The sequence below is a fragment of the Aeoliella straminimaris genome (assembly GCF_024054565.1).
GTDB lineage: Bacteria > Planctomycetota > Planctomycetia > Pirellulales > Lacipirellulaceae > Aeoliella > Aeoliella straminimaris.
Map to the genome: position 1 here is coordinate 1 of NZ_JAMXLR010000089.1, position 18800 is coordinate 18800.

Annotated in this window: 10 protein-coding genes; 2 read left to right on the plus strand and 8 right to left on the minus strand. The window is 57.2% G+C overall.

From position 1 onward, the window contains the following. Window positions 1-265 precede the first annotated feature (265 nt). The 4 genes from NG895_RS24495 to NG895_RS30685 all read right to left on the minus strand — a co-directional run bounded on the left by NG895_RS24495 (window position 266) and on the right by NG895_RS30685 (window position 8755). A complete protein-coding gene (locus NG895_RS24495; protein WP_252855183.1) occupies window positions 266-994 on the minus strand; it encodes a hypothetical protein in 729 nt (242 codons plus the stop codon). A 276-nt stretch (window positions 995-1270) separates the two neighbouring features. After that, entirely contained in the window at window positions 1271-4834 is a 3564-nt protein-coding gene (locus NG895_RS24500; RefSeq protein ID WP_279676596.1) for a PQQ-dependent sugar dehydrogenase, read from the minus strand. Between the two features lie 105 nt (window positions 4835-4939). Further along, window positions 4940-5926 (minus strand): DUF1559 domain-containing protein, encoded by a 987-nt coding sequence (locus NG895_RS24505; protein WP_252855184.1) that lies wholly within the window; start codon window positions 5924-5926, stop codon window positions 4940-4942. A gap of 204 nt (window positions 5927-6130) precedes the next feature. Continuing rightward, window positions 6131-8755 carry a PEP-CTERM sorting domain-containing protein gene (locus tag NG895_RS30685; protein ID WP_252855185.1) on the minus strand — a complete coding sequence of 875 codons (2625 nt, stop codon included), beginning with the start codon at window positions 8753-8755 and terminating at the stop codon, window positions 6131-6133. 815 nt (window positions 8756-9570) lie between these two features. Here NG895_RS30685 and NG895_RS24515 point away from each other — a divergent pair. After that, entirely contained in the window at window positions 9571-10116 is a 546-nt protein-coding gene (locus tag NG895_RS24515; protein ID WP_252855186.1) for a sigma-70 family RNA polymerase sigma factor, read from the plus strand. Window positions 10117-10148: 32 nt separating this feature from the next. Further along, complete coding sequence (locus tag NG895_RS24520; RefSeq protein WP_252855187.1) at window positions 10149-12878, plus strand: FecR family protein; 2730 nt, start codon at window positions 10149-10151, stop codon at window positions 12876-12878. 231 nt (window positions 12879-13109) lie between these two features. On the opposite strand, the gene NG895_RS24525 is transcribed toward NG895_RS24520, so the two are convergent. Genes NG895_RS24525 through NG895_RS24540 form a run of 4 tightly spaced genes read right to left on the minus strand, consistent with a single transcriptional unit; the run spans window position 13110 to window position 18779 of the window. Beyond that, window positions 13110-14576 carry a DUF1501 domain-containing protein gene (locus tag NG895_RS24525; RefSeq protein WP_252855188.1) on the minus strand — a complete coding sequence of 489 codons (1467 nt, stop codon included), beginning with the start codon at window positions 14574-14576 and terminating at the stop codon, window positions 13110-13112. Further along, on the minus strand, window positions 14563-16962 hold the full coding sequence (locus NG895_RS24530; RefSeq protein WP_252855189.1) for a PSD1 and planctomycete cytochrome C domain-containing protein: 2400 nt from the start codon (window positions 16960-16962) through the stop codon (window positions 14563-14565). Before NG895_RS24530 ends, NG895_RS24525 begins: the two co-directional genes overlap by 14 nt. A 58-nt stretch (window positions 16963-17020) precedes the next feature. After that, window positions 17021-18298 (minus strand): twin-arginine translocation signal domain-containing protein, encoded by a 1278-nt coding sequence (locus tag NG895_RS24535; RefSeq protein WP_252855190.1) that lies wholly within the window; start codon window positions 18296-18298, stop codon window positions 17021-17023. A gap of 31 nt (window positions 18299-18329) precedes the next feature. Further along, on the minus strand, window positions 18330-18779 hold the full coding sequence (locus NG895_RS24540) for a carboxypeptidase-like regulatory domain-containing protein (RefSeq protein WP_252855191.1): 450 nt from the start codon (window positions 18777-18779) through the stop codon (window positions 18330-18332). Window positions 18780-18800 lie beyond the last annotated feature (21 nt).

The following is an 18800-nucleotide window of genomic DNA, read 5'->3' on the forward strand; positions in this document are numbered from 1 at the left end:
TGTGAAGCAAGACCGCCGCAACGGCAAACATCAAATATACCGTAGCCCGGCTCAAGCATCTGGATTGCCAAGTCCGACTCCATCAACAGAGTCGCGTGGGGCATCCTTGGATGGCAGTATCTCCTTGGGAAGATCGCCTAGTAGCGGCGTCCTCACCGCCTTTTGCAATGAAAGGACGCTGCCCTCGAAGGTAGCCCACTCTAGCAGCGAGGCCTCGCCTGCCGGTGACGTCAGACGAGGCCTCGTTCGATTCAGAACCAAGTCCTTATGCCCGGCGACCACGAAGTACTACAGCCAAGCCCGTGAAGGCCAGGACCACAGTGACGACTGAAGCCGGCTCAGGAACTTCAGTGGAGATGTCCACCGCCAGCGAGTCCATAATCAGGTCACCGCCGCCACCATTGACAAAGCGAAAACGGTCGACCGCCAGATTGGCGGTCCCTGTGCCCGATAGCTCGACAGCGCCATCGATCGTCAAAGCATAAGCACCGGAATCGAAAGAGTAGGTAAACACCGCCGTGGCATCCGGATCATTGTTGGTTGAAAGCGTTGTGCCTCCCACCAGCGTTTGATCGAGCCCCCAGAATTCGCCACCACCGGTATCGCCGATGAACATAACTTCTGAGGCGTCACTTCCCTCGAAGAACGAGAATCCCGCGTAGCCACCGCTAAAGAAATTGCTGCCGGACGGATCCTGAGTGGTCAGTCGCATCGTGAGCAATTCGCCTGCCCCGAGGGCTTTCCCACCTGCGAAATCGAGAAAACCAGTGCGTCCGGCGCCCGTCGTGTCGAGTACACCGCCTTGCACATCGAGGTCGCCACCGCCCTGGGTAACCCGCCAGTTTGCCCCGACATCGGGAGCTTTGCCGTCCAGCAGAGTCCCATCGGCATCGTCAAAATCGTCAGCGGCAACCAGGGCCGCTGATGCCGGTAGAGCTGTGGCGATAAGCCCAACGGCAACGAGAGAATAGAAGTAGCGACTCAGTGCAATCATTGGTTCATACTCCCAGAAGAGAAAAATCAGATATCCGCTTGCAACTTTCATAGCAAGGCAACAGCTTAAACCGAAATGCCGCTACCCGTTACACCTCGCCCACGGCAAATAACTACCGCAGACAAGGCGCATAAACTCTGCGATGACCAGACGAGATTACCTCCCCTGTTGTTAATCCGCATTAGTTTCGCACGATGCGACGGTAAAAACGGAAAAATCGTCACATTTATTCTAACACAACCAAACCCCACAAGCACTCACAATCCGGCAGGTTCACTACCGAGCTTCGTGTCTCCGGCCATTAAGCGTTCGAATCTCGTGCTCCTCCAGTTCTCCAAAGGCCAAGTCAAAAGCTTCGATTGAATGGCTGCGATCCGCATCATTCGCAGTGCGATATAACCAGCGAGCTTCTTTTCGCTGCAGCCGACCGTCCTGCTGGTCGATTCGCCACAACACCGGTCCTACATTGGCTCGGGCATCGACCGCTTCCCCGTTTGCGTCGCGTGGTGATCGATGCGTTCGAGGCTCAAGCCGGTTGCGTGCAACATCTCTCAAAGGTTGTGGCGTAAGTTGCTGTTCATCGCCGGCGGTCACCGCGGCCTCCGATATCGATACCTCCGAGGCACCAGGGATCGACAACGCGGCTGCCACTTGAACCGCCTGAAGTGTCACCCCCAGATGATTGCGCCATACCGTGTAGTCTGCCAGATCGACGACGCCGTCTCCGTTCGCATCCGATCGAAGCTCTACTGCATCTTCGAGCGTGAGCCCAAAATCGGCCTTCCAAACGGAGTAGTCTAGCTGATCGACCACCAGATCGTGATTGAAGTCACCTGGCGGGTAGGTCACACTAGGGGTGCTCACAGGCTGATTCGCTGCATCGAACAGCGCACGACGCAATCGGAAAGCGTCAGAGCTATCTACCAATCCATCGAGATTGTTGTCGCCTGCAAACAAGGCTTGCTGCGTGGTCATGCCACTGGTATTACTGAGCCAGCCATTGATGAAATTTTGCACATCCTGGCTCTCTTCAACGACGCCATCCTGGTTGGTATCCGTTGGCAAGTACCCGGCAACAATGTAATCGGAACGCACCAAAGTGCGAGCTCCATCTTCGCCGACGACCGTAAGTTGCACGTCGTAAACGCCCGGCGTGGTGTAGGTGTGCAGCGGGTTCTGTTCGGTGCTCGTTGCTCCATCGCCAAACTGCCACTGCCATGAGGTCGCGCCACCGACGGTCGAGGTATCAGTGAATTGCACGTCGAGATCGTTCAATCCCGCGCGAACGTCGGCCTCAAAATTTGCCGACCCACCCGCCACGCCCACATAACGGACACGAAGAATACGTGCCCCTGCAGCGGTGGGGTCCTGCATGTTGGTGTCGGGATACAGATCTGAGAAGTACAGTCCGTCGGGCCCTGCCGTGATGCCCGCCGCGGTAGCGCGACCTTGACCTTGGTACTCAACAAAGGGGGTCGGCCCGCTAGTAAGGTTGCCGTTGGCATCGACCTCGAAGGTAACAATTCGTTTGCCTCTCTCCTGGGGTCCAGCCGCCCAAGTGGGGCCGGATTCAGTGACGAACGCCACGTCCTGATACGCGAGCGGATATTGGCTGCCACCGAACGTTTCGGGCTGAACAAATGCGATGTCGACGGGGGCGTGCGGGGCAGTCCAGTTGTAAATTGCATTGGTCTGCATGGACGCGGCCGAACCGTTCCAGCCGTAATTGGCGCCCGCTTCGACGCGCGCAAATCGATCGTCGCTCCCCGGACCGTTCTCCACCTCGTACAGCATGCCATCGGCTGCTCGCCAATCACCGCCAAAGGGATTGCGAAACCCGTAAGCATAGATGTAGTCAGTGGCAGTCAGTCCATCGCCCGCGTCATAGTAAGGGTTATCGACGGCGGGAGTGCCATCGAGATTCATCCTCAGGATCTTTCCGCGGAATGAGTTGAGGTTCAGTGCGGTGGACGAGTCGAACCCATCGCCATTGTGCACATAGAGTTTGCCATCTGGCCCAATAGAGATGTCGGAGATCTGGTGTGACTGCCCCTGAGTTTCGCCGACCATGTCCAAGACGATCGTCTCGCCTGTAGACGAGCGGCCTTCGTCCGTGCTATGCAATCGTACCACCTGACCGTGGTGTGGGCCGCCTTCGACTCCATCGGCGTCCGCGGCACGGGTGATAAAGACGTCGCCTGTGCCAGGATCGACGACGATCCCGGCCACTCCCTGTTCACCAGACCCAGGAAAGTTCCCGGTAGGGTTGTAGTTGAGCAAGTCCGTCGCATAGTCCAACACGTCGCCGTTGTTGAGCACGACCTTCACTTGGCCATATAACTCGGTGACATAGAACTGAGGATCATTCGGATCGGTTCCAGGATTCGGTACGAAGGCGATGTTGACCGGCAATTGCAAACCTTCGGCTGCTACTTCGACGCGAAACCCCGGCTCCAAGGCGACGAACCCCAGGATGGAGCTACGGGCGAGATTCGAAAAATCTGGCTGCGTTTGTTCCGGATTCGCGTAGTAGGTCGAGCCATCCGACGCTACCCAGAGGTACAAGAATTGACCAATGCCCAGGTCGACTTCCGGCAGGTAGATCTCGCGCTTTGATGCATCGTCGTCATAGATCACCAGATCGCTCGGCCCCAACTGTAATCCCGCAGAGCCGCCAAATAAGCTCACTCGTATGGCCACATGGTCGTCGACGGCCGGAGGATTGGTGACGTTGTTGATGATACCGTTGTTGGCTGCAATGGTGAGCAACTCGTCGCCCTCGGGCGACTCGAGTTTCAGGTGTGGCACGGTGGACGCCGGCTCGAGAACTATGTTGTTGGCTAGTTCGTCTTTCCACGTTGGGGCAGGTGTCGCAGCAACATCCTCCAACTCGAGCGGAAAGGCCTCGGTGGCCGAACCCGTGGTAAACGGTCGCGAGGCCCACTCGCCCACTGAACCAGCGCTATCGCGAAAGCGAACCCGCATTGTATAGCCGGTGCTATGCTGCAAATCGCCCCGCCCGGCGTGCGTGTTGACGAAGATACCGTCACCCAGGTGTGTGTGATACTTCTCGACTCCAACGATTCCGATGGTCGTCCAGGCCAGCTCCAACGGAGTTCCAGCACTATCGGTTGTCCAAATCTCCCAGTCGGAATTCACATGCGAATCGCCATCGCTGTCGAAATAACCCACGGCCTCCATATGGACATCGCTGGGATTGACGATTTGCCCCGCGAAAGTGGGTTCCTGAATGAGTGCCGCATCAGGTTGCTGATTGCTGCCGGATGGTTTGCCGATAACGTAGAGGTAGTTCAGCCTGGTCGAACCACTAGCGGAACCGATAGCATCGATCGACAGTCGGCCGTCCGCTACGGTGACGTTTGCAGTGGCCGTCCGGAACTCGTTGGCCAGCGCAGACTCGTCGGCAAATACGACTTGACCTTCGACGCCAACAGTATTGGTGGTTGCACTGGACGGATCGCCAACCGAAAGGGTGACCTCGTAGTTCCCATTGGGCAGCGCCAACTCCCAGACCGAATCCGTCCCCATGGCGATCCCGGTGTCCAAGCGTTGATCGGGTTGCAAACTTCGCTCAAAGGCGCCGCCGCTCTCGTTGGCCGTCCAACCATAGCTCAGCCCATCGCCCCTCAGACCATAAACCTCACCCGAATCGACCAGAAATCGATTGGGGACAAAGGAGGCTTCCGGCTGGAAATTGAACAAATAGACATCCCCCGCCAAGAGCTGCCTTGGCTCGAGGGGCTCTAAGGTGAGACGTGACGCAGCGCGGTGCTTTCGCCAATCGGTGGACGTCCGACCGCCCGGTCGCAATAGACTCATGCTGCCAATCTCTGATCTGCCGAGGTCGCACGGAAATAGCGAACCACGTCGAGGTGTTGCAAAGACAGTGGTGTTCTAGAAATACCCGACGATCGACGCTGCGGTTTAATACTCGCTTTGGTCGACCACTTGGCCATCGGCGATAGACCCGAGCAGTACGAACGTATCTGGATCCACGTCGTAAGTAACGGTGTGCACGGATCCGTCGCAGAGCACGAACTGACAACCGGCAGGGTGAGCACTGCCAAACACCGACACGCGATCTTCACCCGTGATATTGGGTGGGAAGTCGGTCCCGTCCGCCAGCGGCGGGAACTTTGTCCAGCGGCACACGTCGGTGTCGAACCCAAGGTCCCATCCTTGGTCGTTGCCGGGGAAGGTACCGGTATCGTACTCGCCGTACGGAATGTGCTTCTCGCCAAACAGAAGCACTTGGGAGGTTCCATCCGTGATCTGTGCCATCTTCACCTCGCTCATCCCGAGCACGACACCGTTGCCGCGCAGCGAAACGTGCCCCTTGGTGGTTGAATACGTGGTAAAGTCGCTGTAGTCCGGTGGTTCGGGCATGGTGGTACTTCGTTGCCGCGGTCCTTCCCAAATAGACCCAGGGAACTTGCTGCCCGAGTTCGCGGCAAAGTCATTGCGGCCCAGCACCTCTGGTCGATCGGCGTTGTAGTACTCACTGCCATCGGTACGAACATACGGATAGACTCCGCCGCCACGTCGCGAGGGGCATATGAATAAACTAACAGTCGTCTCAATTCGCTGCTTTGCCATCAACTTCTGATTGGGCGTGATGGCACTGTAGTCTCCGTCCGAGCCCAGGTCGCGAATCGACCCCAGTTCGCCAAACTCCAGGATGTTAAAGTACCAACCACCAGGCTGTTTGCGGCCGTATCCACCATCGGAGTCGCCGGCATAGCGCCATCCCCAGCCACCGGTGGGGAAATGCTTGTGAACGTCATGATGATTGAGAGCAGCGATACCAAGCTGTTTGAGTTTATTCTTACAATCGGACCGCCTAGCAGCCTCTCGAGCAGATTGAATAGCCGGCAGCAGAAGCGCAACCAGAATACCAATGATCGCTATCACCACGAGCAGCTCGACCAGCGTAAAGCCCGCACTCCCGAACTTCGCGCATGAAACCCTGCACGGCGAAGTGCGGAGTGAACTGCGTCTAACCTCGTTTCGCAACATTTTCCATTCCTTTTATTTTTACGAGCCGACGATGCCGGTGAATAAGGCCGGTGACTACGCGTCTGCCCATCGCGTAGCCACCGGAACGAGGTGCGCGTGTTAGCGGCACCTCCTTGAAATGAGAGCCATCGCCGCGCCAACACAAACTATCAACAGGCTCGACGGTTCGGGAACGGCCGATGTTGCCAGCGAACCGGCCGCAACATAGTAGACGCTGCCGAAGACGAGCTCACCGTTCGAACGATATGAGAAACTAAGGTCCTGCGTACCATCCGGACCGCCGCGATACGCGGGGCCAAGAGACAGGGATGTTGAGCCAACCGCCGATTCGCCGAGCAGGTAATACTCCGCGACTTCAAAGGTGCTGGGGTTGCCACCAGCCTCCCAGCCGAGACCGTTGTCACTGCCTTGCGGGAAACCTGCGACAGGCGTGTCGCGTTCGGCAAAGCTCTCCCAGCCATCCCCAGGAGTTGCCATATTGCCGAAATTAGCTTTCCACAACTCGTAGTCGGCCGCTGTCACGGTAGCTCCACCAGATCCATTTCCTCCCAGCGCGGCTGCGTCGCCGCCCAGATGGTTGCGCCAGACTGTGTAGTCAGCAATGTCAACCGCCCCGTCGATGTTGAAATCACCCGGCGTTCCACCGGCGTCCAACATGCCCGAGCCGCTGGTAATGCTGTAGCCGCTGATATCAACATCAGCACCGGTGCTGTTTTCGATCATCACCTCGCCGGTAGATTTGTCGACCAACAGGTTCAACGTTTCGAGCGCTGGCGGCTCGAAGATCATGCTCTGCTCGCTGCCATCGGTGATCAGCAGATTGTCTGCAAACTCATGTGTTCCACTGCCATTGAAGCGGAGCGATTGCCAAGGGGCGTTGATGGCCCCCTGACCGTCAATGGTCAACGTATTGTTGGGGTTCTGCACATCGAAATTGTCGATCCAGATGCTGTAGATCGTGTTGGCACCCGTCTGATCAATTGCACCGATGATGGTTCGGTACTGGGCATTGAAAGGCACCATGGAGTCAAGGTTGCCCCCACCCTTCGTATCGAAGGCGTAGTTCTCGGTTCCACCCGGGTTAGCACCAGCGAAGAAGGACTCGTCATTGCCTGCATCCAATCCTTCAAAGAATGCGAAACCGCCCCAATCCTGCCCACTGGCCTCGCCCTGGCGATAGTCGAACCGAATGTAGGTGAGGTTGTTCTGCGGATCGATCGGTGCAGCAAAGTTCCGGCTACTGAATGTGTTGTCGGGGGATCCATTGGGATACGTGGAAAGGAATCCACCATCGTCGCGAGTCTCCCATATATCGCCACCAGCCCAGCCGACTCCCGAGCCGTCGGCACTGAAATCGTCCGAGGCATAAACCACGGCTTTCGCGGTGGATCCAAGGCTCGCCACCAAGAAAACCGCCGCCACCAAGTGCACGAAGAGGCCAGTCCTACGACGGACTGTACATGCCAGAATGCCAACGCCAGCCAACATCGCGATGGTTGAAGGCTCGGGGACACTAGTGATCGCCGCCGCAAAAGCGCCTGCACCGTTGGCCAAGTCATAGGCCTCGGCAAACAAATCGAAGTCTTCGAGATCGTGGACAAAGTTCCCGTCCAGATCCCCCATCCTGTACGCTTCGACCGCCGTCATGCCGCCGTTAACCACTCCCTGCCCTGCCTTGAAGTCTACCCAATCGTCCAGGTCGATATCGCCGTCGCCATTCAAATCGCCGGAAACGACTGCATCCCCGGTGTAAACGACCTCAATCGCCAGAGGCACCTCCGTACCGTTGTCGTCGATGGTCACTACCGCAGATATGTCCTCGATAGGCGAACGCATCCAGGGCGTGCCCAACGAAAGCGGGGTAGTTCCCAGAGCCAACCCGTCACCGGGGCTGACGTCGAATGTGAATTCGCTTAAATCGGTCGTACTATCGGCCCCTGTGAGCACCTCCCAGTCATTGTCATCAACACTGCCATCGCCAGGAGGCGTCGCATCGGTTGCATCGCGTCCGTCAATGGTATTCCAGGTGGCTTGGTCGAAACTGCCAGCATTGGATCTCAGGGTATACCCAACAACGTTCGGCAGATTGCTACCACTACTCAGGCTGATTTCGCCGGTACCGCGATCGATCGTCAACGTGGCATCCACCGACGGGGTCATCCCGACATCGGCTGCTGAGTCCGCAATTACGAGGTTATCGACTGTTACAATAGTGCCGGCACCTACGTCCGATGCTACACGGACGGACTGCCAAGCGTCGTCCACGACAAATCCATCCAATGTAATTTCGCCGTTTGGCATCGACTCGTTGAGATTGTCCACCCACAGGCGATAGGTGTCGTCGCTGGAGCCAAACTCGATTTGCGCAATAATACGATGAACCTGGGTGTCTATCGGCACGCCGGACAGGAGCACGCCCTGACCTCCTTTGAGGTCGATGCCGTAGGATTGCTGGCCATTGGGCATGCCAACGAAAAGCGTTTCATCTCCTCCGTCTACTCCCTCAAAAAACGCCAATCCGCCCCAGTTGACCGTCTGGCTGGTGGAAAAATCGAAGGAAACGTAGACCGTCCCAAGTCCGACGGAGTCCAAGGCGGGATCCAATGCCCGAAACGCTGGGCTTGCCACGGCTGTAGTGCTGACGCCGTTCTCGAGGTTGCCCCATTCATCCGTCGCATTGAAGCCGGTTCCGCCCAACTCGGCACTGAAGTCATCGGATGCCACGACTACTGCAGAGGCTCCCCTGCAGGCCACGCACGCGATTGACAACACCACTAGAATTCTCCACGTCCTTAGCATCGAAAAGCTCCTCGTTGCGTTACTCGCATTGGTTGAATCGATTACTGTCGACAAAGACACACTTGCTCAGCGGCGCTGCCACGGAAATTCCGTTGCGCCCACGTTCTGGCATTTAAGAAAATGACTTAGTTAATGAACTGAAAAGTAATGGAAACTAGTGCGCCAGCATGCCGCGAAAACGGCTGGCGAGCAACGGGCAATCACACTTGACTGCAACGCCCCACGACGCAACGCTTGCGCGATGTAGTTGGGGGAAGGCCTGTACGGAGGTGCTCCGATGCTCACTCTCCACTTTGGATGGGCATACCGCGACACTCATATTCCGGAAATAATGAAAAGTACACTTGCTACGCGAGCCAATTACATACTCGCACACTCTTCTCCGTCTGAGGCCCCGAAAGCACGACACTAAAAATCCAAAAAAGTCCAAAACGTCTTTGCATCTGCGTTTTCTAGGCTCCCCCAGTCTGACAGCAACACGCCCACCCCGTCAACTTCCACCGCGCTGGTGGTGCCACCTCGATCGCATGCGTCCGGCAACCGCTCGCCTCGCTCGTAGCAGCCGACCCGCAACCCACCAGCACGCCTCGTTGACTACCGCGCTGCTGGGTGAGCTAGACGAGATTCGGGGAGACACTATGATGGTAAATGAATCTTGTCGAACTACTCTGGCAACGACTGACGTGCGCCACCGGCGCGCAGCCACTAGATTCTCCAGCAACTCTACTGGGCGGTATCCCATGTCTGCAGCAGACACCCCTCGCAATCCACTGTCCGAAGCCGCATTCGTGCAGTTGCTGTCCAAGCACCAACGACACTTGAACTCCTTTATCCGCTCGCTTGTCCCCACTCACGCAGATGCAGACGATGTGATGCAGGACACGAGTCTTGCTCTGTGGGAAAAACGGCAACACTATGATCCGGAGCGAGACTTCTTTTCGTGGGCTTGTGGAGTCGCCCACATTCAAGTACTTCGTCACCGCCGAAAAACTGCAACTGAAAGGTTATGGTTTAATGACGAAGTGCTCGATTTGCTGGCATCACAAATGATCGATGAGGCCAAGCTGTTCGAATTCCGGCGCGACGCACTGGATAAGTGTGTTGATCGGCTCCCCGACTCCGATCGAAAGGTGGTGGAGCTTCGTTACCAGGATGGAATGACACTGGACGTGATGTCGAGAGAACTCGGCAGCTCCGCCCGGAGCATTCAGCGAACCATGGCACGAGCGAGGCGGGTGTTGCATCGCTGTATTTCCGCGACACTTCGTGAGTGGCATGTACAGTAGCTTTCCAGGAAAGAAGCACAGGAACTGACCCTATGTCACCCGACGAGATCCAATGCGAATTCCCCACCCTGCCTCGGCTGGTCGCGGCGTGGCAAGCGGGCGATCTCTCGCTGCAGGACCAAGGTTTTGCCGAGCTCAACACCCTGTTGCGAAGCGATCGTTCCGCAAGAAGCTACTTCCTGGAGGCCATGCAAATTGATGCAGAACTTCGCTGGCGAATGGCGTCCACGCACGAGGTGGACTGCGCGCTGGCTAGCGATGCCGAAGGCACCCCAAGGCCAATCGCCAGCATCCTGCTCAGCGAATTGTCCTTCCGCAACGATGAAGCATTTGCCGACGTCTACCAGTGTGTAGGCCAGAGCGAAGAACACGCTCAGCTCTGGCTGCGGCTATATCCGGCCATCAGGGCGTGCGTGTTGCTCTGCCACCCTTCATTGTGTTCGGCGGATGCCGAGGCGAACGCCATCTGCTCCAGCTTGGTCCATCAACGGCTCGCATCGATGTCGCTCGACGAGTTTCGCCGTCTTGTTGGCAAAACCACCGTGGCGCAGGTTTCGCAAAGCCTTCGCCACCTCGGCAACAAGCAAGCGAAGTCGTACTGCTCCATCGTGGAACTGTGCCTGGAGACCGCCGTCGAACTGGATACATCGGAAATCTATGAGTCGGTCGAAGCAATTGTGCCTCACCAGCTACCGACTGACTCTTTACGACTGTTGTGCATGCGTTATCTGATCGAGCAAACGCCAGCTCAAATGGCCTCTAGGCTCGCAGTGTCATCGCAACGTGCAGTCTCCCTGCTCGCCGAAGCACGCAACCTTGTTTGGAGAGCCTGCACGGGGGCATCGTCTCAACCCGTCGTCTCACCTCACGACAAGACACTGACGTCGCTTAACTGTTTTTTCGACGGGGGGCCGGCACAAGCAGCCCTCTCGCAAGAAGCCACCCCTGGCGTCTTCGGTTCGAAGTCGCTCGACAGCCTGTTGACTTGGCTGACTAGCGGCACGCAAAACTGCCGATGCTTGCTAACTTTCGCTCTCATTCACGAGGCACTATACCGCCAGTTGTCGCTGCCTCAGTTGCTCAACGAGTCTCAAACCCGGAAGGACGAGGAGTTCCATGCGGTAGTCACCGACATGGTCAGCCAGCTGGAAGACGTCCCCGCCACATCTCCCCCGAAACTTGCCACGCGATCTAAACCGGTTACGTCGCGTGCTGCCGTGGGGTGGCTTGCCGCAATTGCGGCTGCCTTGTTGGTGGCCGCCACGAGTGCACTATGGCTGCTGCCCAAATCGAAGCAAGGCGGCGTCAACCACACGACCGTTACGGAGGAGACTCCCATTCATGTCGAGACTCCCAAACCAGCTGCAGAACCTATCGCACCGCCACAGCCGGTGGTAGTGGGGACGGTTATGACCGCGCTGAATCTTCCCGATGGTCATCCCTTGAACGGGATTGGCGGTCTGGTGTTCGCGGGACAAACAGTCGAACTAACCGAGGGCATTGTCCAAATTTCGACGGTTTCTGGTAGCCAGTGGGTGCTCGAGGGCCCCATCTCCGTGACGCTAAGTGAAGATAGCTCTGTCACTTTACAGCATGGAAGACTTGTCGGCCTGAACAGTGGCCAACAGATTCCGCTGGTGGTACACACGCCTAACGCAAAGGTAGTGGATGTTGGCACCGAATTTGGCGTGGGGGTCGATGAAGACCTCACGACCTTTGTCGCCGTGTACCAGGGGGAAGTACAACTCGCCCCGACCTCTGCTGGCAACGAACAAGTGGCCGCAGAAGTTGTGGCAGTCGAGGCCAATACCCAAGTCGTCCTCCCTAGCAATCCGCGGCAGGCGATTACTCCCCAGTCGCTGGTGCACGACCGAGGGTTTATTCGCCCGGACGAGGTGCAACTGCGAGTGGAGCAGGAGCAAGGCTCTCTTTTGGCAGCAGAGAAAGTCGCCTTCTACGAAATGCTGCGTACCCAAGGACTTTTGGCGTATCAGAGCTTTCATGGCGACTCGCAAGGTAAAGAGTTTACCTTTGGATTCGCCGAGCCCTATATCCGACCTTCCGGCATAGGGAAATTCGGTACCGATTTAGCCGTTGGCAGCACCGCTTTCGCTTCCTCGCAGTCTCTGGTACTCGCCAATAAAGACTCCGTATTCTTGGATTTGGATGTTTCAGATCGGTCACCACTAGCGAGGAGCGAGTTGGTCGACGACACAGGGCAACTCGGAAATAAGCCAGGAGAGATTTGGCTCTTCTGGAGATCACAATCAACCTTGCAGGCCAACCAGCGATTTCAATGGGTTGGGCTATCGATGATGCGGGGCGACGAGCGGGGGGTAGATGAGCCACTCTTCATTGGGCAACCGAGTGGACTTTCGACCTTTGGCATCCAATCCTATGGAGGTGACGAAGTACAGCACGAGTTGGATATCGCGCCCCAGATACCTGGCGTACAACCTTTAAATAGCGACAGCCGCCCTCACCACTGGGTGACGCGAATTGACTGCAAAGGTGAGGGCCACGTCACGGTGTCGGTTTGGTGCGATGTAGACCCTTCGCGCGTCGAGTCAGTGGCACCTCAGACAGAACAAGCTTACGAAAATTTTTCCTTCGACCGCCTTCGCCTGGAGGTGTCCCAAGCAGGAGATCGGGGACAGTGCGCCTTCGACCAAGTAGTGCTGGGTACTTCCGCCGATGCGATCAATTCGGTACTGTCACTCGCCGCCAAGCATCCCCAGGGATCGGTCCACGAAGTCGATTGAGGCGTCCGACTCTATCGAGGGGAGCTGATGTCCATGTCCGCTCGAGTCGTCTACGCTTGCAGGTCATCACGAACCGCCTCGACATCCCAGCGGGCGCGACCGAGTAGGCGATGAAAACCGGGCGAAGTTTCGGCCCCCTGGCTTCGACAAGTTGCCAACTGGTCTTCCGCTGCACCCGCGAAAGCAGGCCGACACAACAAGCCAAACCGGTACACCAAAGAGTAAAGCCCTCTAGGTCCACTCGTTGGTCAACACCTTTGGCTCTTCAACGCCAGTGAGGCGAACGTCGAGTCCTTGTGATCGAACACTGAACCGGCGATAGTCGATGCCAAGCATGTCGAGCATCGTGGCGTGCAGGTCGCGGATGTGAACCGGATTTTCTGTCGCATGGTAGCCAAAGTCGTCAGTCTTGCCGTAGGTGGTACCTCCTTGAATGCCACCTCCTGAGAGCCACATCGAAAAACCCTTAATGTGGTGATCGCGCCCGATCTTTGACCGATCGCTTCCCTGCGACATGGGTGTGCGACCAAATTCACCGCCCCAGATCACCAGCGTCTCGTCGAGCATCCCGCGCTCCTTGAGATCATTAATCAACGCGAAGGCGGGGCGATCGGTCAGCTCGCAACACTGCTTCATGTATTTGTCGAGATTGTCGTGGTGATCCCAACCCCGGTGATATAGCTGGATAAACCTGACGCCACGCTCAGCCAGTCGCCGAGCCATGATACAATTCGAGGCGAAGGACCCGTCACCGGGCGTGGCTTGGTAGGCGTCGAAGACGTGTTGCGGCTCACCAGACAGGTCCATTAACTCCGGAACGGCCGTTTGCATACGAAACGCCATCTCATACGCGGCCAGGCGCGTCGCAATCTCTGGATCTCCCACTCTGCGGTACAGCTGTTTGTCGAAATCGCCGACCGTATCCACCAATCGGCGCTGAGCGCGTTGACTTACGCCGGGTGGGTTCTGAACATAGTGCACCGGAGCTCCGGCTGCATTGAACTGCACACCCTGATAGCGGCTTGGCAGATTGCCACTTGCCCACTGGCGCGAAGCAATCGGCTGAGGGTTACGCCCCCCTTGGCTAGTAAGCACCACGAACGCAGGAAGGTCCAGGGTTTCGCTGCCAAGACCGTAGGTCACCCAAGCCCCCATGCTCGGCCGATTTGGCGTAATCGTCCCAGTATTGAGAAACGTGTGGGCCGGATCGTGATTGATCTGCTCGGTCACCATCGAGTTAACCACACAGATGTCGTCCGCCATTTTTCGATGCCAGGGTAGCAAATCACTGATCCTCTGCCCGCTCTGACCGCAGGGGACAAACCTCGCTCGGGGTGCAAGGATCCTCAGCTCCTTCGACTGCAACTGAGCGATCGGCTGGCCCTCGGTGAGCGAAGTGGGCATCGGCTCGCGATCGCGTCGCACCAGTTCGGTCTTGAAGTCAAATGTTTCAAGATGCGAGGGTCCACCGGCCATACATAGAAAGATAACTCGCTTGACACGCGGGCGATGGTGAGGCAAACCCGCTAGAGCGTCAGTAGGCAGACGTGTAGCCGTGGCGCCGCGACTATCGTCTGCCAGCAGCGCTCCCAATGCGCCGATCCCCAATCCCACGCCCGACTGCTTCAGAAAAGTCCGACGGGCGGAGATGGACGTACGACCAGCAGTGGATTTGCAGTTGGAGTCAGTTCCGTGCATTGGTTTCACTCAGGTTCAAGAGCACTCGACTTACAGCAGTCCATGCAGCCAGCTCCGTCGTCTCCAGGGACTCATTCACAGGGGCGAGCCCCACGCCCAGCAACTGCTTGGCGTTCGCGGGGTGATTCGCGAAGTCTTGCCGACACTCGGCCAGACAGTCAAGCAACTTGTCTCGCTCGTCCTGCTCCGGCTGACGAGAGGTCGCCAGCTCGAAGGCGGCGTCGACCCGATCCGCGTCACTGTTGGCCGGTATCAGCAGGACTCTTGCGGCTAGGCCTCGTGCCGCTTCGACGAAGGATGGATCGTTCATCAGCGTCAGCGAGGCAAGTGGCGTATTAGAACGGGGTCTTTCTGCCGTACACTGCTCGCGGTTGGGTGCATCAAATGCCGCCAGCATCGGGTGCAGAAACTGTCGCTGCCAGTGCATGTAGACACCGCGCCGCCATTGGCGTTCGTCGGAGTGGGCATGGTACTTTCGCTTAGGAAAGTTCAAATGCCTGTAGTGCCCCTCCGGTTGATAAGGCTTGATGCTTGCGCCACCAATTTCATGGACAATCAATCCCGAGATCGAGAGCGCGTTGTCACGTATCATCTCAGCCGGCAGCCGGAATCGTGCTTGACGCGCGAGCCATCGATTGTAGGGATCGATCTCTAACATTTGCCCATTGACGTTGGACGCTTGCCGATAGGTCCGACTGAGGACAATGGTACGCATCATATGCTTGATGTCCCAACCGCTTTCGACAAATTCGACCGCCAATGCGTCGAGCAGCTTGGAATGTGACGGCGGTTCGCCTTGCGCGCCGAAATCCTCCAAATTCGGCGCTAGCCCCTTGCCGAACGCGAGTGCCCAGAATCGGTTGACCATCACCCGTGCTGTCAGACCTCCTATTCCCTGGCTGTCGTCACATAACCACTTTGCGAGATCAAGTCGCGTCGCTCGCCGACCCTCGACCTCGAGCTGGCCAAATGTTGCGGGTACCGCGGGCTCGACAATCTCGCCAGTATCGTCCATCCAGTTGCCCCGCGGCAGGACTCGCGTCACGCGTGGGGTGGTGTGTTTGGTGATCATAATTCGCCGGGCCGACTTCATGATCTTTTCCACTTCGGCATCGATCTCCGCCAGTCGCTTCTGTGGCGATTCTACGCTCACGGTATTGGCCAACACCTTTGCTTTGGATGCCTGACGAATTCGATCCGCTTCCTTCTCCAATCGCGCGATCGCAGCTTCTTCCTCGTCGCTTAGAACTGTGATCTCTGGACGACGCAGCGTGAATTCCCGGTTGACGATGTAGGTTAGATGGTGCGTGTCGTCGATATCGGCGAAGAACGCAGCGAGCGAGTAAAACTCCTTGGTAGAGAGAGGATCGTACTTGTGATCATGGCATTGGCAGCAGCCCATGGTCGACGCCATCCACACGGCAGAGAGATTTCGCACGCGATCCGCTGCGTAGATGGCCGTGTACTCTTTCACCTGCACTCCACCTTCGTGATTGGTCTGCAGCAGGCGGTTGTAGCCCGAAGCAATCAGGTTCTGCTCTTCGTCACTGGGCAGAAAGTCGCCAGCCAACTGCGCGACGGTAAAATCGTCGAACCGCATATTGTTGTTAAATGCATTGATCACCCAGTCGCGGTAAGGGCTCGCATGGTGGTTCTGGTCGCCGTGGTAGCCGACCGTGTCCGCATAGCGAACCAAATCGAGCCAGAACATGGCCATTCGCTCGCCGTATCGTGGCGACGCCAATAGTCGATCGACCAGTGTTTCGTAGGCGTCGGGCGACTGATCTGCCAGAAACGCTCGAACCTCTTCAGGAGTAGGCGGCAAGCCGGTGAGATCGAAGCTAAGCCGGCGAATCAATGTGATTCGGTCTGCGTCGGGCGAAGGAGCCATGCCACTGTCGCGCATGGTTTCATGGACATAAGTGTCGATCCAATGCGTCTCCCATTTGTCACCGCCGGGGGGCGATCGTCCCGCATCAACGGGTTTCAGGTAGGCCCACGCTTCGGAATACGTTCCGCCTGCGGCAATCCACTCCCTGAGCGTCGCGATCTCCTCGGCGGAAAGTTGCTTGCCAGCGTCACTTGGCGGCATACGCTCCCCGTCGTCTGCGGTTTCAATGCGGCGTACAAGCTCGCTTTCATCAGGTTGCCCAGCGACGATGGCTGGTGTGCCCAATTCCTCAGACTTGGCATGTTCCTCAAGGTCCAACCGCAAGTCTGCCGCGCGTGATTCGGCATCTGGCCCGTGACAGTGGAAGCAATGTGTGGACAGAATCGGCCGAACATCACGATTGAAATCGATAGTCGTTTCGGCACAAACACCTTCTCCCGCGACCAACAGCAGGCCAGTGGCGATCGTGACGAGGATTGGACGGCGTAGGCGCATATCGGTAGCGGGGCGGGGGAACTTAAGGACTAGCACAAGAGCATTCGACGCCAGCCGATCAACCGATGATCTCGCTGACGTCAATCAGGTAGAGTTGTCGGCCCATATCGTGGGGTGAATCAATACAGACGGTGCGGCCATCGCGGCTGGCACGGGGGTGGGTATCGCATCGCCATTCGCCCTTATATTCGGCGGGACTCGGGAAGTGCCCTAGCGGCAACTTGCGATTGGTGGGGATATGGTACAGGTATGGATGTTGCAGCCGCTTTGAATCGGGGTAAGTATCGTTTAGAACCCACTGGCTGTTGGACTTAGGCAGATAGGTGTTATGCCCGTTCTGTGTCATCACGTCGGGGCCGACAGGGTGCACTTCATTCGTTCTGTCTTTGTAAAGATAGAATTTGTTGCCATGCGAGGGATGCCATGCCCAGGCCATCACGTGCTGTGGATCGCGCCAAATGAAGTGAGACGTCTGCCCATAAGGATCCAGCACGTACGGATCGGTGCCATCAGGATTGATGGTAAACGCCCGTGTTGCCCAGCCGCGGCCAACAGTCCAGCGTTGCAGGAACCAGATGCGCGACCCATCGGTATTGAACAGCAAGTGGTTGAACCAATGCAAGGAGTCGTCCGCAAATCCCAGCCGCTCAGAGCCCTCAAAGGGAATTTCAATCGCTTGTGCCAGGCTCATGATGAGCTTACGCTCACCGCTGTCCAAGTCAACGATCCACAAACCGGAATCCTCAGGGGCTCCAACTGATTTGTTCTTGTCCGGCACCCCGGCGTAGCCATATCCAGGGCGGCGATCATTCAGCCGGGCAAAGTCGGTGGTAATGGCAAACTTACCATCGGGGCTGACGTTATAGATCGGATAGGGAAGCGTCCGCTTTTCGTTTGTTTCAACATCCAGAATGTGCGACACATACTGATCGTCCTGGCGGTCGTTCCAGATCACCTCGTGGCGTCTGTTCGGGATCCATTGCAGCATACACCCCTGCTGCCATCCCCAGGCTTTTGATTCGCCCAATTCAATCCACTCATCGCCGTTCTCAGTATCGACCATGCCAACCCGGATCACGTCATCCGCGGTGGGCGAGCGGTGTTCGAAGTCGACCTGGTTGCTGAGGACAAACCGATTGTCTTCGCTAAACTGCCATTTGTCGTAGTAACCAAACCAGTGGTGCTTCGGCCCACCGGTAATGCGTCGCACCGGTGGGAGTCGATCCACCGAATCGCGGGCCAGCAGCGGGCTGGCTCCCATAGCCATAACCGAAACGGCGGCGGTGGTGTGGCGTAAGAAATCGCGACGACTGGTACTGTTCATGATTCGCTGCATCTCAAACTCTCTGGTTCAGACAGGTTTCCGTCTAATCCGCCAGATCGACGCTGAACTCGCTTTCCCCTTCAACCACCGTATGCCGTAAGGGACTGGTAAGGGTGCTGCTAAACTTGGCGGGAATATTCTCCCTCGTGGTAGACCTCTGTTGGGCCAAGGGCTTAGATCCATCGAAATCGCCAATCTCGCGCCCGCCCTGCGTATCGGGTGGGACTACCGCCACGACGTACTCACCAGTCTTCAGTTCGTCGACGTGGAAGGAACCATCAGAATCAAGTGGTACCGCAAGGACGCTGCCGATGTCGCCACTCTCAAACATTATATGTGCTTTGCCAATCGGCTGCTGATTGAATGTGACTTGCCCGTGGACCTCGCCAGTTCCATTATCTGTTCGCCCGCAACCAATGGCGGTGGCTGCCATCAACGCTACGCAGACGCACGCCGCAGCGAGGAATGGACGTACATTCGATTGCTTGGGCATATCAGGACCAAAAGAGAAAAA